Origin of the sequence: Pseudogracilibacillus sp. ICA-222130 (assembly GCF_037892545.1) — a bacterium.
In the GTDB taxonomy this organism is placed as follows: Bacteria; Bacillota; Bacilli; order Bacillales; family Amphibacillaceae; genus Pseudogracilibacillus.
This window is the reverse complement of sequence record NZ_JBBKBG010000004.1, coordinates 64,567-79,925: the sequence shown is the minus strand read 5'-3', so window position 1 is coordinate 79,925 and position 15,359 is coordinate 64,567. Positions and strand designations below refer to the sequence as shown.

The window sequence follows — 15,359 nt, the reverse complement described above, 5'->3', positions numbered from 1 at the left end:
TCCTCTATTTTTATTATTTTGCTTGTTGAGATGAACCAAATTCACGCATTTTCTCAATAACTGTTTGCTTGATCGCTTCACGTCCAGGTCCCATATATTTACGTGGGTCATATACTTCCGTATCATTATTTAAGATCTCACGAATTTTTGCTGTTTGTTGAATTTGGTTTTCTGTGTTCACGTTAATTTTTGCTGTCCCTAAAGAAATTGCACGTTGAATATCTTTTAAAGGAATTCCTGTTCCACCATGTAATACTAAAGGTACGTCTGTTTTATTGGAGATTTCCTCCATCTCTTCAAATCCTAAGTTCGGTTCGCCTTTGTATGGTCCGTGAACGGAACCTAATGCAGGTGCTAAACAGTCAATATTTGTTTCGTTTACTAGTCGAACACATTCAGCAGGATCCGCATAAATAACACCATCTGCAATTACGTCATCTTCTTGTCCACCGACAATTCCTAATTCTGCTTCCACAGATACATCGTGGAAATGTGCTAATTCTACTACTTTGCTCGTCGTTGCAATATTTTCTTCTAATGGTTTACTTGAAGCATCAATCATGACAGAAGTAAATCCTGCCTGAATGGCTTTTGCACAAGCTTCAAAGCTAGAACCATGATCTAAATGAATTGCCACTGGCACCGTAATATTACTTTCTTCCATGATTGCCTTTGTCATGGCTACCGCTACTTTATATCCTCCCATATAACGTGCAGCACCTTCAGATACACCTAGAATAACTGGTGAATTTTCCTCTTCCGCCGCTTCTAAAATTGCTTGCGTATATTCTAAGTTATTAATATTAAACTGCCCAACTGCATATTTGTTTTCTTTTGCTGTAATTAACATTTCTTTCATTGATACTAATGGCATTTCATCCATCTCCTTAACATAATTTTTCAAAAAAATCATCTATCAATAGAATACCAAGACGACGTTTAGCTTGCAACATGTTCTGCTCGTTTTACGTCGTCTCTTTATCATTATTCTTTAAAAATATTAGTTAAATTTTTTATTTACAACCGCATCAACAAATCCTTCCATTAACGGATGTGCTTTTGTCGGTCTAGATTTAAATTCTGGATGATATTGACATGCAACAAACCAAGGATGATCTTTTAACTCCATTACTTTTACAGTTTTTCCATCTGTCCCATATCCCGAGACAATAAATCCTGCTTCTTCTAATGGGGCAATAAAATCCTCATTAATTTCATAACGGTGACGATGACGTTCACTTATTTCCTCTTGTCCATATGCCTCTTTCGCCTTTGTACCATCTTTTAAAATGATATCATGTGCTCCTAATCGTAATGTATTTCCAATTCCGTCACTTAAGTCTTGTCCGTCGATTAATTTTACTATCGGATTTGCTGTTTGCTCATCCACTTCTGTCGTATGGACATCTTCTAACTTTAATACATTTCGTGCAAATTCTACTGCTGCCAGTTGTAACCCTAAGCAAATCCCTAAATAAGGAACACCTTGTTCACGTGCGTATTGAATAGCGGTAATCTTTCCGTCGATTCCTCTCGTACCGAATCCACCTGGAACGACAATACCATCCACTACACTTAATTGTTCTTTCATCACTTCTTCAGAGGTGTTTTCAGAATCAATCCAATGAACTTCTACGTCTGTACCATACGTAAATCCTGCATGTTTTAGTGCTTCTACCGCTGAAATGTAGGCGTCTGGTAACTCGACATATTTTCCAACTAAGCCAATATGAATCGTTTTAGATAAATTACGTACTTTATTTACGAGTTGGATCCACTCTGTCATGTCTGCTTCGCCTTCACCTAATTCTAAATGTTCACAAACTAGGTCATCGAAATTTTGCTGTTGTAATGCAATTGGTACATGATACAATGTGTCAGCATCTAGCATCTCAATAACTGCTTTTTTATCCGTATCACAAAATAGAGCAATCTTCTCTTTCATTTCTTCGCTAATTTCTTGTTCTGAACGAAGAACGATTGCGTCAGGTTGAATCCCTAACGAACGTAACTCCTTCACACTATGTTGTGTCGGTTTTGTTTTTAATTCCCCTGCAGCTCGAATATATGGTACAAGCGTACAATGAACATACATGACGTTTTTGCGCCCAACTTCATTTTTAATTTGGCGAATTGCTTCTAAGAACGGTAATGATTCAATATCTCCAACTGTCCCACCAATCTCTGTAATGACAACATCTGAATCTGTCATATATCCAGCTTTATACACTTGGTCTTTAATAACATTCGTAATATGTGGAATAACTTGAACCGTCGCTCCTTTATAATCTCCTCTACGTTCTTTTTCAATCACGCTGGAGTACACTTTCCCTGTCGTAATATTGCTGTATCGATTTAAGTTAATATCGATAAAACGTTCATAATGCCCTAAATCTAAATCTGTTTCAGCCCCATCTTCTGTGACGAAAACTTCTCCATGTTGGTATGGGCTCATCGTACCTGGGTCAACGTTTAAGTATGGATCAAACTTTTGTAATGTTACAGTTAATCCTCTGTTCTTTAATAATCTCCCTAAAGATGCAGCCGTAATTCCTTTCCCTAATGACGACACTACTCCACCAGTTACAAAAATATATTTTGTCAATGTTGTACCCTCTTTCTCCATAATTATTATTTCAATTCAATACCTGTTATAAAATGTCCTTGTAAAAAAAGAAATGCGTTTCCCAATCTACTAGGGGAAACGCATCTAAGTTTAAATTCATTGTAAAGCCCAATAAAAATATTACTCATAATCTAAAGAAATGTCAAGGTATTAAGAATGACAAAATAGGGCAAATTTCGACGTTTTAGCGACTATTCATTTTCCTTATCTTCATCATATTCTAATTGATCGATATCGTCGTAAATGTCATCCTCTATCTCATCTTCTATTGCTTCACCATCTAACTCTTCGTCATAAAAATCGTCATCTAGTTCTTCTAAATCCCGTTTTCTTGATTCCGCTAATGACTTTTCTGTCGTCTGTTCCACAGGGTACCATCTTTTTAACCCCCACACATTCGACCCTAATGTCATAAAGCGTCCATCAACATTTAAATCTGTGTAAAAACGTGCGAGCAAATCTTGGCGCTGAGCGTCCGTAAAATCTTTTAACTTTGCTACCTCACTAAATAAATCTGCAAACTTCATTTCTGTTTTTTCATCTGCTAATACAATGTTCGCTAGTTCAATCATCGACATCTTTAATAATTGTTCTTCCGAATATTTTTCTAATGCCACGACCAATGCACTTCCTTTATTCTTTAATTAATTTATAGCTATTTTTAATAAAATATTATCCTAATAATTTTGTAGTATAACCATTCATAATAAGATAATCAAGCGACATGAAACGTCTTTTAAAAAATTATAAAATTCGGTTAAAAATCTGTGAATAAATAGGTTATTAGGAAATAGTATGTGACAAAAATAAAAAGAAGAACAAGGAAGTGAAAAAAGAATCTACCATTATTTACATGTACAAAAAATGATGTCGATGACGTATAAAAATAGACGACTATACCAAACTGTTTTAAGTTTTACATGTTTCTTCTATATTTTCCGCCAACTTCATATAACGCATTTGTAATTTGACCTAAACTAGCTACTTGAACCGTATCCATTAACGCTGCAAATATATTTCCGTCCGCTTTAGCTACTTCTTGTAAATGATGTAAGGCTTTTTCAGCCTCTATTTGATGGTTCGCCTTAAATTGTTCCACATGTTCGATTTGGCTAATCTTTTCTTCTTTAGAAGCACGGGCTAATTCCATCGAATCTATCTCTTCTTCTGAAGGCGGAGACGGATTTACATACGTATTCACTCCAATGATCGGCAATGCACCAGAATGTTTTTTCGTTTCATAATATAATGACTCTTCTTGAATTTTCCCACGTTGGTACTGTCTTTCCATTGCACCAAGTACTCCATTACGCTCATTAATTCGTTCAAACTCTTGTAATACCGCCTCTTCTACCAAATCTGTTAGTTCTTCGACAATAAATGAACCTTGTAAGGAATTTTCATTTTTCGTTAAACCAAATTCACGATTAATAATTAATTGAATGGCTAATGCACGACGAACAGATTCCTCTGTCGGTGTTGTAATTGCTTCATCATAGGCATTGGTATGAAGGGAATTCGTGTTATCTTGTATCGCAATCAACGCTTGTAATGTCGTACGAATATCATTAAAGTCAATTTCTTGTGCATGCAAAGATCGGCCAGATGTTTGAATATGGTATTTTAATTTTTGACTTCGTTCATTTGCACCATATTTGTCGCGCATCGTAATGGCCCAAATTCTTCGAGCAACTCGGCCGATTACCGTATATTCAGGATCTAATCCATTAGAAAAGAAGAAAGATAAATTCGGGGCAAAATCGTCGATATGCATCCCACGACTTAAATAATACTCGACATACGTAAAGCCATTTGCCAATGTGAAAGCCAATTGTGTAATGGGATTCGCTCCAGCCTCTGCAATATGATAGCCTGAAATAGATACAGAATAATAATTTCGCACATTATGTTCAATAAAATATGCTTGAATATCTCCCATCATTTTTAAAGCAAACGCTGTAGAAAAGATGCATGTGTTTTGTCCTTGATCTTCTTTTAAAATATCTGCTTGAACGGTACCACGAACGACACTTAATGTTTGTCGTTTAATCGTGTCATATTCTTCTGTTGTTGGAGGACGATGATGCTTTTCTTCAAATTTTTCTACTTGTTGAGCAATTGCGGTATTAAAATACATCGCTAAAATAATTGGTGCTGGCCCGTTAATCGTCATGGAAACCGATGTCGTTGGGTCTGTTAAATCAAATCCTTTATACAGCTCCTTCATATTATCTAATGTACAAATGCTTACCCCACTCTCGCCAACTTTGCCATAAATATCAGGCTCATATGCTGGATCCTCTCCGTATAATGTAACAGAGTCAAATGCGGTGGATAATCTTTTTGCATCATTACCTTCTGATAAATAATGGAAACGACGATTCGTTCTAGCTGGTGTTCCTTCCCCAGCAAATTGTCGTGTCGGATCTTCTCCTTCCCGTTTTAACGGAAACACTCCCGCTGTATATGGAAAAGACCCCGGAACATTTTCCTTCATGAGCCAACGGATGCGATCTCCCCAATCTGTATAATGAGGAAATTTCACTTTCGGTATTTTCAGTCCAGACAAACTCGTGGTCGTTAAAGGAAGTTCAACGGTTTTATCACGTACTTTAAAAGTGTAGATATCTTTTTCGTATCTTTCTTGTAAATGTCCCCAACGCTCCAACATTTCCTCTGTCTCACGTTCCAATTCTTGCATCAATTTATCTTTATATGGTTCAAGCAATACGCTTATTTCATCTTCATGCACCATTTCCTTCGTACCTTCTAATTGATACAATTGTCGTGCAATATTACTCTGTTTCTCTACATGTTTATGATATTTACGCACCGTTTCACTAATCTCTCGCAAATAATGAATGTGGTCATTTGGAATAATCGTACGACGTTCTACTGTCGAATCATCTTGAAATGGAATTTCTTCTTCCCATCCGTAATGGTCATTCAAATGTTGAATTAAAGCAGCAAACAGCCGATTGACACCTGGATCATGAAATTGACTTGCGATCGTGCCGAAAATCGGAAACGTTGTTGGATCTTCATGAAAAAGTAAGCGACTACGTTCATATTGTTTGCGAACTTGAATAAGAGCATCTTCCGACCCTTTCTGCTCAAACTTATTTATCGCGATAAAATCCGCATAATCAATCATGTCGATTTTCTCTAATTGTGTCGGTGCTCCAAATTCTGCGGTCATCACATACATTGAAAAATCCGTTACCTCTGTAATTTCAGCATCTCCTTGCCCGATTCCGCTCGTCTCAATAATAATGAAATCATAATTAGATGCCTGTAAAATTTGCATCACATCTGTCGTTGCATTCGATATTTCTGTTCGAGAATCCCGTGTCGCTAAAGAACGCATAAACACACGATTCGAAAAAATAGCATTCATTCGAATACGGTCCCCTAATAGAGCGCCACCCGTTTTTCGTTTTGTCGGATCGATCGATACAATCGCTACCTTTTTATCGGGACATTCTTGCAAAAAACGTAAAATAAGTTCATCTGTTAAAGAACTTTTTCCCGCTCCACCTGTACCAGTAATTCCAAGAACAGGAATCTGTTTATTTACATGTTCTTTCACTTGATTCAACAATGTTTGTTTTTCTTCCGTTAAAATATCGCCTCTTTCTACATACGTAATAAGACGTGACATCGCTAATTGGTGGCCATTCTGAAGCCCTTTTAATGCTTCCTCTATATCGATCGGCAAAGGATAATCACTTAATTCCATCATTTTATTGATCATCCCTTGTAATCCCATCTTCCTACCGTCTTCTGGCGTAAAAATCCAATCTACCCCATAATCATGGAGTTCTTTTACTTCCCGTGGAATAATCGTCCCACCACCACCGCCAAATACTTTAATATGGCTAGCACCATATTCACGTAATAGATCAACGACATATTTAAAATATTCAATATGGCCACCTTGGTACGATGATAGAGCAATGGCATTTGCATCCTCTTGGATAGCGGCACTGACAACTTCTTTTACACTCCGATTATGCCCTAAATGAATGACTTCCGCTCCTGTATCTTGCAACATACGGCGTATTATATTAACGGAAACATCATGCCCATCAAACAAACTTGAAGCTGTTACAAAACGAACTGGATATTGAGGTACATATTTACCCATCCTTACCCCTCCTCGTATATAGTTGTCAGTCCAATCGTCTTTTGGAATAATACCAATTGCATCTGAATGTATTCATCGATTGTATATTGTTTTTGCAATGTCCACCGTCTAAATGCCCACATTTGTCCTTGCACAAAAATATTGTTTGCAATAAGAGTTGCTTCCTTTTCACTCACCTTGTCGTCGTAACATGTATAGATCGCTCGTGTTAATAATTCGACCATGGCACGTTCTTTTTGTAAAACGACCTCTTTTTTAGATATATGCAATGATTTTATTTCCTGATATAAAATAATTACTTCATCTTGCATTTCATCCACTAATCGATAATAAGAAGCAATCGTATCCATGATATTAGAAGAGGAAACATCCTTTAAATCTACTTTTTCATGCAAATGTTGATATACTCTTTCGTGAATGGATTGATAGACGAGAAAGAGAACATCTTCCTTCGTACGAATATATTCATATAATGTTCCAATACTGAAACCACATTTCTGTGCGATTTCTCTCGTTGTCGTCCGATGAAAGCCTTTTTCCTTAAAAAGTTGAATAGCACTTTTTATAATTTGATGACGTCTTTTCGTAATTAATGCTTCATCTTTGACTGAAGATACGACATTATCTTCCACGTCCATCCCTCCTTCAAACCATATATGTTATTTTGTTACGCTTCGCCCAATAACGAGACGTTGAATTTCATTTGTACCTTCGTAAATCTGTGTAATTTTTGCATCCCGCATATATCTTTCTACAGGATAATCTTTCGTATAACCGTATCCACCAAAAATTTGTACCGCTTCTACTGTATGACGCATTGCTGCATCTCCCGCAAATAACTTCGCCATTGCAGATGCTTCACTATATGGCAGTCCTTCACTTTCCAACCATGCAGCTTGATATGTTAATAATCGCGCAGCTTCAATATCTGTCGCCATATCTGCTAATTTAAACGAAATACCTTGATTATGTGCAATAGGCTTGCCGAATTGTTCTCTTTCTTTTGCATATGCGACAGATGCATCTAATGCTCCTTGCGCAATTCCCACTGCTTGGGCCGCGATCCCACTTCGTCCACCATCTAACGTGGTCATCGCAATTTTAAAACCATCTCCTTCAGCACCGAGTAAGTTTTCTTTCGGAATACGGCAATGTTCAAAAATTAATTCTGTCGTAGGAGATGAACGGATTCCTAACTTTTTCTCCTTTTTCCCAAAGGTGAATCCTTCCGTACCTTTTTCAACGATAAATGCAGAAATACCACGGTGTTTTGCATCTGCATCTGTCTTTGCAAATACGACATAAATATCGGCGACACCACCATTTGTAATCCATACTTTGCTACCATTTAAAACATAGTCATCTCCATCTTCTTTTGCCGTCATCGTCATTGAAGCAACATCACTTCCAGCCCCTGGTTCTGATAATGCATATGCTCCTATCGCAGACCCTTCTGCTAATCTACGTAAAAATGTTTGTTTTTGCTCCTCATTTCCATATGTAAATATTGGCCAACTTGCTAAAGAAACATGTGCAGACAAGGTTACTCCAACAGAAGCACATACTCTCGATAATTCTTCTACTGCGATGACATAACTAATATAATCAGACCCGATTCCACCATATTCTTCTGGCCACGGAATACCTGCTAAACCTAGTTCTGCCATTTTATCAAAAATTTCTCTATCAAATCTCTCTTCTTCATCTCGTTCTGCTGCTGTCGGTTCTACCTCTTTTAACGCAAAATCTCTCACCATTTTTTGTAACATTTTTTGTTCATCATTTAATTGAAAAAACATTTGTATTCCTCCTTCATTGTTTATCACTATATGTTTTCTACCACGTTTCAAATCTAGTCCTATTTCTTATATGTCCTCTTATTGCTAGGACTCATATTCTTTATCAATCTGTTTTTTCCAAAACAACCATCTCGTTCACAGCACGTTTGTCTGTCACTGTTTTATACAATTATAGACGTTTTGCGATAACGATTTTTTGAATTTCATTGGTACCTTCGTATATTTCGGTTACTTTTGCATCGCGAAAATATCGTTCAACTGGGTATTCCTTTGTATAACCATACCCACCAAGTATTTGTACAGCTTCTATCGTTACTTGACGAGCCGTTTGGGCTGCCATTAATTTTGCCATCGATACTTCCTTCACACACTCTTCCTCCGCTTCTATGAGGGAGGCTGCACGATATACGAGTAATCTAGTCGCCTCTACTGCTGTATGCATATCCGCTAACTTAAATGAAATGCCTTGATTATGTGCAATGGGCTTCCCAAACTGCGTTCGCTCTTTTGCATAAGTGCTTGCATATGTTAAAGCTCCTTCCGCAATACCTAACGCTTGTGCTGCAATCCCAATCCGTCCGATATTTAAATTTGCCATCGCAATTTTAAAGCCGTCTCCTTCATTTCCTAATCGATTCGCTTCCTTCACCCTACACTGATCAAAGGTTAATGTGACTGTACTCGTACCATATAAACCCATTTTCTTTTCTGACTTACCAATAATGAGTCCATCTGTATTTCTTTCGACGATAAAAGCTGTAAGCGACTTAGAGGACTTTTCTGCACTCGTCCTCGTAAACACAATGAATGTATCCGCTTCCAAACCGTTCGTTATAAAAACTTTTGAACCATTTAGGACGTATGTATCGCCTTCCTTTTTGGCACTAGTTTTCACATTCATTGCGTCTGATCCTGCGCTTGGTTCTGTAAGTGCAAAAGCACCAAGGTATTGTCCAGTCGCTAATTTAGGCACATATTTATGCTTCTGTTCTTCTGTACCGAAATAAATAATCGGGTTGGTTCCAACGGATGTGTGAACCGATAAAATAACTCCGACCGCGGCACTAATTTTTGAAATTTCGTGGATAGCAATAATGTAACTTATAAAGTCCATATTGCTTCCACCATATTTCTCGTCAATTGGAATACCCAGTAGTCCGAGTTTCCCCATCTTTTTTATTACATCATATGGAAACTCACCATTTTCCATAGAGGTAATATAAGGTGTAATCTCTTTTTCCGCAAATTCTCTTACCATCTTTTGCATCATTTGCTGTTCACTCGTCAACAGGATATTCATTCTAACACCCTCGCTTTCTTTCAAAATGAGTTAGTTATGATTCATACGTATAAAACCCCTTTCCACTCTTCTTTCCATACCAACCAGCTTGCACATATTGGCGTAATAATGGACATGGACGATATTTACTATCTCCAAATCCTTCATATAACACTTCCATAATATATAAGCATGTATCTAGACCGATAAAATCTGCTAATGTCAATGGACCCATCGGATGATTCATTCCTAATTTCATTACCGTGTCGACATCTTCTATCGTCGCTACCCCTTCGTATACAGTATAAATCGCTTCATTTATCATTGGCATTAAAATTCGATTGGAAATAAATCCTGGAAAATCCTTAGACGTAACGGCAGTTTTATACAATGTTTTTGTTACAGATACAATCGTTTCATATGTAATATCATCTGTTTGTAAACCACGTATTACTTCTACTAGTTCCATTTTTGGAACAGGATTCATAAAATGCATCCCAATAACTTTCTCAGGTCGTTTTGTCACAGAAGCAATTTCTGTAATAGATAAAGAAGATGTGTTCGTTGCTAAAATGGTGTATGGAGACGTAATTTCATCTAGTTGTTTAAAAATCTCCTTTTTAACGTCCATGTTTTCTACCACTGCTTCTACTACTAAATCCGCAACTTTTGCATCTTCTATTTGGGAAGTGAATTGCATTCTTTTTAATATTGCATTCTTTTCTTCCTCCGTTATACGTTCTTTCTCCACAGACCTATATAAACGTCGTTCGATGGAGTTTCTTGCACGCTCTAATATCGCTCCATCTGTATCGTGCACATAGACGTCATAGTCCGATTGAGCAAATACTTGAGCAATACCAGAACCCATTTGCCCAGCTCCAATTACAAATACTATTTGTTTTCCCATCCCTATCACTCCACTTATTTTCTAAACATAGTCCTACATCTATTATAGTAAACGATTTCATTTTTGTCGAACGACCGCTCAATCAAATTTTATTCGTTAAAAGAAGGATATATGTCTCCCATGTAATGGTTGAAGCAATATATCCTTCTCGTTTATTCTATGCTGTTTGTTCCTCTTTTACATCTGCAAATACAGACAATGCTAAAATTTCTGCCACATCCATTGTACTAATATCTTGGTCCACATCTTTCGCTTTCGTTCCGTCGCTTAACATCGTTAAACAGAATGGACATGCACTGGAAATGATCGATGGCTCTACTTCTAATGCTTGCTCTGTACGAGCAACGTTCACACGGTTCCCTGTCGTCTCCTCTGTCCACATGAGACCTCCACCTGCTCCACAACACATTCCATTTTCACGTGTCCGAACCATTTCGACTAATTCTAGCCCTGGGATAGACGTTAAAATTTCACGTGGCGGATCATATACGCCATTGTAACGTCCTAAATAACATGAATCATGGTATGTTAGACGTTGTTCAATACGGCCTTTCGGTTGTAACTTTCCTTCCCGTACTAAATCAAATAATAATTGTGTATGGTGGTACACTTCTGCTTCAAATCCTAAATCAGGATATTCATTTTTGAAAATATTGTACGCGTGAGGATCAATCGTTACAATCTTCGTAACACCATTTTTCGTAAATTCTTTGATGTTTTTCTCAGCAATTTCTTGGAATAAAAATTCGTTTCCAATTCGTCTTGCCGTATCCCCTGAATTCGCTTCTTTATTTCCTAAAATAGCAAAACTTACTCCTGCTTCATTCATTAATTTAGCAAAATCAAGTGCGATTTTTTGACTTCGGCTATCATATGCCCCCATCGAGCTGACCCAAAATAAATATTCAAATTCTTTGTCTTCTTTTTTCAACTCTTTAATCGTTGGAATTGATACATCCTCATCCAACTCACGCCATTTAATACGATCTTTCTTCGATAATCCCCAAGGGTTTCCTTGACGTTCAATATTCATCACGGCACGCTGTGCTTCCGGGTCAATTTTCCCTTCTGTCATCACTAAGTAACGACGCATATCCATGATGGTTCCAACATGTTCGTTCATAACAGGACAAGCATCTTCACAGTTACGACAAGTGGTACATGCAAAAATCTCTTCTTCTGTAATGACGTCCCCTATCATACTAACAGCATTCATCTCTTCGATTGCTGCATCCCGTTCCATTCTCGCAAACTTGTTCGGTCCTTGGTCCCCAAATGCAAAAGAAGGAACCCAAGGTGATTTCCCCGTTACAGCTGCTCCTTTGTCATTTAAATGGTCCCGTAATTTAATCATAATATCCATTGGGGACAACATTTTCCCTGTCGTTGCTGCTGGACATACACTTGTACAGCGTCCACATTCTACACAAGCGTAGAAGTCTAACATTTGATATTGTTCAAAATCTTCTACTTTTCCAACCCCAAATGCAAACTCTTCTTCTTCCATTTCTTCATCCAGATCAAATGAAATAGTTTTTAATTTTCCAGGCACACGTTTACTTAAGAAAACATTTATTGGTGCCGCAATTAAGTGTGCGTGTTTAGATTGTGGAATATAAACTAAAAACGCTAAAATCGTTATAGTATGAATCCACCAAGCAATAAAGAATAATACCATCGCCGCATTCGGTGTTAAGAAACCAAATACAAACGCAATTGAACTTGCCACTGGTTCAGCCCATGTCGCTGGCTTCCCTTCCCAAATCTGAAGCATTCCGTTCCCGAATAATACTGAAATCATTAACGTTCCGATAAAAATTAAGACAAGACCTGCATACCAACCTCTTTTTAAACGGACAAGTTTTTCAATATAACGGCGATAAAATGCCCATGCAACTGCAAATAAGATAGCTAATGTAACGAACTCTTGGAAAAACGTAAACGCTGGATATAATGGTCCAAAAGGTAAATGTTTTCCTGGTGCGAGTCCTTTAATAAACATATCAATTGCACCGAATTGGACGAGAATGAACCCGTAGAACATTAAGACGTGAATCGTTCCAGATTTCTTATCCTTTAATAGTTTCGACTGCCCAAACACTATCGTCCATACATCTTGAAGTCGCTCTTTTACTTTTCCATCAAATTCCGACTTCTTTCCAAGTTTCATATAAGCTAATCGCGTTGACACGGCTTTTAAAAATAAATATAACCCATATAAAACGACGACGATAAACGCGATTAAATTAATCGTTAAAAATGTACTCATCGCTCTCCTCCTACCCTTCCATATAATGACAACGTTTTCAATATTATTCGAAAAAAATGACATACTGTTTAAAATACAGTAGCTTTGTTTATGTATACTATCATAAAACATGAATGACTATTCAGTCAATGATTTTCTATACTTTTTGTAAAAAAGTAGCCGTATCCCAAGTTTTATGTTGAAATACGGCGAAATTTTCTTACATTTTTTCCGGTGCGTGAATACCTAGAATAGTTAATGCATTTACTAAAACAATACGAACGGCTTGCATTAATGCAATTCTTGCATTCGTAAGTGTTTTGTCATCTTCATTGATTACCTTTTCCGCATTGTAGAAACTGTGTAAATAAGCTGCTAAGTCGTACACATATTGTGTCACACGATATGGAGCTTCACGCAATGCTGCATCTGCAATCGCTTGTGGGAATGCTGCTAAATGTTTCAATAAATCTGTTTCTTTCACAGATGTTAATAAAGACATATTTGCATGCTTACCATCCATATCAAAGCCTTTTTCTTCCGCTGTTTTTAACATGGTACAAATTCTCGCATGTGCATATTGTACGTAAAAGACTGGGTTTTCATTTGATTGTGATTTCGCTAAGTCAATATCAAAATCTAATTGTGAATCATTTGAACGCATCGTAAAGAAATAACGAACAGCATCTACCCCAACCTCATCCATTAATTCACGTAATGCAACAGCTTTTCCTGTACGTTTACTCATACGAACAATTTCTCCAGATTCCAGTACGTTCACCATTTGAATAATACTTACGCTTAATTTTTCCTTATCATATCCTAATGCTTGTATTGCCGCACTCATTCTAGGGATATATCCATGGTGGTCTGCACCCCACACATTAATAATTTTATCGTATCCACGCTCTAATTTATCTTTATGGTATGCAATATCTGGTGTTAAGTACGTATAAGAGCCATCTTGCTTAATAAGTACACGGTCTTTGTCATCGCCAAATGCTGTAGATTTAAACCATGTCGCGCCATCCTCTTCATAAACGTATCCATTATCTTTTAATGTTTGTAATGCTTGCTGGACTTTTCCTTCTTCATATAACGACATTTCCGAAAACCAGCGATCGAAATGAACGCCAAATTCATCTAAATCAGCCTTAATTTTGTTTAATTCATAAGCAAGTCCATAATCTCGGAAAAATTTCATTCTTTCTTCTTCCGCCGTCTCTTTCCACTTCGTTCCATCTTCTTTAGCAAGTTTTTCTGCCATGTCAATAATATCTTGCCCATGATAACCATCTTTTGGCATCGGTTTTTCTTCCCCTAAAGCTTGGAAATAACGTGCTTCAATAGAACTTGCTAACATATCGATTTGGTTTCCTGCATCATTAATATAATATTCACGGTCTACATCAAAACCTGCAGCAGCAAATACATTACATAATACATCCCCAAAAGCCGCCCCACGAGCATGACCTAAATGTAAGTCCCCTGTCGGGTTTACAGAAACAAATTCAACTTGCACATGTTTGTTCTCCCCGACATTTGAACGACCATATGCATCTTTTTGTTCCAAAATTGTTGGAACGATGTCACCTAAGAAATCTTCTGCCATGAAAAAGTTAATAAAGCCTGGTCCTGCAATCTCTGTGTTTTGTACATTTGCTTTTTCTTTGTCAAATTTCGCTACGATGTCTTCTGCAATTTGTCGTGGTGCTTTCCTAGCTACACGTGCTAATTGCATCGCAATATTCGTCGCGAAATCTCCGTGTGCTTCCTCTTTCGGTTTTTCCAATACGATAGCTGGGATTTCCTCTTCTTGTGCTAATCCCGCTTCTAAAACGGCTTGCTTAATGCTTTCTTTTAACGTCGCCTCTATTTCTGATAAAACAGTCATTCTTTTTCTCCTCCATATATAAGCGTTAAATGGTGTCGTCTTTTCTGCTCTCCATTAATGATCATGTCATACTGTATGATTACTTTTCCTTTACGTCCTTGTTCCATTCGATTGTATTGCAACTTTTTTGTATCTATTTCTAAATGCAATGTGCCGTATGGATGACGATAAATACTTTCTGTCCGTTGCCCGAGTATAAACTTCTGGTTCATCGTTAATTGCCCCGAACGTTTCAATGTCATCTTCCCATCTTGTAGCGTTATAAAATTACGAACTTCTCCAAGCTCCGTCTCCTCAGAAAATGTGATTACTTCACGATTCTTTGCACCGACATATTGACCTACTTGCTTGATGATGTTCATTTCTTTATCGCCATTTTCTTCGATGACCGTACGTAATTGTATAGGTACCTCTAATTTATTTAGCTCCATAATAACTCCTTACATCTGGATAATG

General features: G+C 37.3%; 11 protein-coding genes. All 11 read right to left on the bottom strand.

Annotated features, from left to right (window positions below):
* Window positions 1-13 precede the first annotated feature (13 nt).
* On the bottom strand, window positions 14-874 hold the full coding sequence (locus WKT09_RS03735; RefSeq protein WP_340414762.1) for a class II fructose-bisphosphate aldolase: 861 nt from the start codon (window positions 872-874) through the stop codon (window positions 14-16).
* A gap of 126 nt (window positions 875-1,000) precedes the next feature.
* Entirely contained in the window at window positions 1,001-2,605 is a 1,605-nt protein-coding gene (locus tag WKT09_RS03730) for a CTP synthase (RefSeq protein WP_340414761.1), read from the bottom strand.
* A 212-nt stretch (window positions 2,606-2,817) separates the two neighbouring features.
* Entirely contained in the window at window positions 2,818-3,243 is a 426-nt protein-coding gene (gene rpoE / locus WKT09_RS03725) for a DNA-directed RNA polymerase subunit delta (protein WP_340414760.1), read from the bottom strand.
* A 299-nt stretch (window positions 3,244-3,542) separates the two neighbouring features.
* Window positions 3,543-6,773 (bottom strand): fused isobutyryl-CoA mutase/GTPase IcmF, encoded by a 3,231-nt coding sequence (icmF, locus tag WKT09_RS03720; protein WP_340414759.1) that lies wholly within the window; start codon window positions 6,771-6,773, stop codon window positions 3,543-3,545.
* Between the two features lie 2 nt (window positions 6,774-6,775).
* Window positions 6,776-7,405: a TetR/AcrR family transcriptional regulator gene (locus WKT09_RS03715; RefSeq protein ID WP_445323971.1), complete on the bottom strand. Its 630-nt coding sequence runs from the start codon at window positions 7,403-7,405 to the stop codon at window positions 6,776-6,778.
* A 27-nt stretch (window positions 7,406-7,432) separates the two neighbouring features.
* Complete coding sequence (locus WKT09_RS03710; RefSeq protein ID WP_340414757.1) at window positions 7,433-8,572, bottom strand: acyl-CoA dehydrogenase; 1,140 nt, start codon at window positions 8,570-8,572, stop codon at window positions 7,433-7,435.
* A gap of 169 nt (window positions 8,573-8,741) precedes the next feature.
* Entirely contained in the window at window positions 8,742-9,872 is a 1,131-nt protein-coding gene (locus WKT09_RS03705; protein WP_340414756.1) for an acyl-CoA dehydrogenase, read from the bottom strand.
* A gap of 34 nt (window positions 9,873-9,906) precedes the next feature.
* A complete protein-coding gene (locus tag WKT09_RS03700) occupies window positions 9,907-10,761 on the bottom strand; it encodes a 3-hydroxybutyryl-CoA dehydrogenase (RefSeq protein ID WP_340414755.1) in 855 nt (284 codons plus the stop codon).
* A gap of 157 nt (window positions 10,762-10,918) precedes the next feature.
* Window positions 10,919-13,030: a (Fe-S)-binding protein gene (locus WKT09_RS03695; RefSeq protein WP_340414754.1), complete on the bottom strand. Its 2,112-nt coding sequence runs from the start codon at window positions 13,028-13,030 to the stop codon at window positions 10,919-10,921.
* 199 nt (window positions 13,031-13,229) lie between these two features.
* Window positions 13,230-14,903 (bottom strand): arginine--tRNA ligase, encoded by a 1,674-nt coding sequence (gene argS, locus WKT09_RS03690; RefSeq protein ID WP_340414753.1) that lies wholly within the window; start codon window positions 14,901-14,903, stop codon window positions 13,230-13,232.
* Window positions 14,900-15,334, bottom strand: coding sequence for a DUF1934 domain-containing protein (locus WKT09_RS03685; RefSeq protein WP_340414752.1), 435 nt, complete (start codon window positions 15,332-15,334; stop codon window positions 14,900-14,902). The genes argS and WKT09_RS03685 overlap by 4 nt, the downstream gene beginning before the upstream one ends.
* Window positions 15,335-15,359 lie beyond the last annotated feature (25 nt).

Excerpts from the sequence above, each read along its gene's own strand:
- WKT09_RS03695 (WP_340414754.1), bottom strand. The coding sequence starts at position 13,030 with ATGAGTACATTTTTAACGATTAATTTAATCGCGTTTATCGTCGTCGTT.
- argS (WP_340414753.1), bottom strand. The coding sequence starts at position 14,903 with ATGACTGTTTTATCAGAAATAGAGGCGACGTTAAAAGAAAGCATTAAG.
- icmF (WP_340414759.1), bottom strand. The coding sequence starts at position 6,773 with ATGGGTAAATATGTACCTCAATATCCAGTTCGTTTTGTAACAGCTTCA.
- WKT09_RS03705 (WP_340414756.1), bottom strand. The coding sequence starts at position 9,872 with ATGAATATCCTGTTGACGAGTGAACAGCAAATGATGCAAAAGATGGTA.
- WKT09_RS03685 (WP_340414752.1), bottom strand. The coding sequence starts at position 15,334 with ATGGAGCTAAATAAATTAGAGGTACCTATACAATTACGTACGGTCATC.
- WKT09_RS03710 (WP_340414757.1), bottom strand. The coding sequence starts at position 8,572 with ATGTTTTTTCAATTAAATGATGAACAAAAAATGTTACAAAAAATGGTG.
- WKT09_RS03700 (WP_340414755.1), bottom strand. The coding sequence starts at position 10,761 with ATGGGAAAACAAATAGTATTTGTAATTGGAGCTGGGCAAATGGGTTCT.
- WKT09_RS03735 (WP_340414762.1), bottom strand. The coding sequence starts at position 874 with ATGCCATTAGTATCAATGAAAGAAATGTTAATTACAGCAAAAGAAAAC.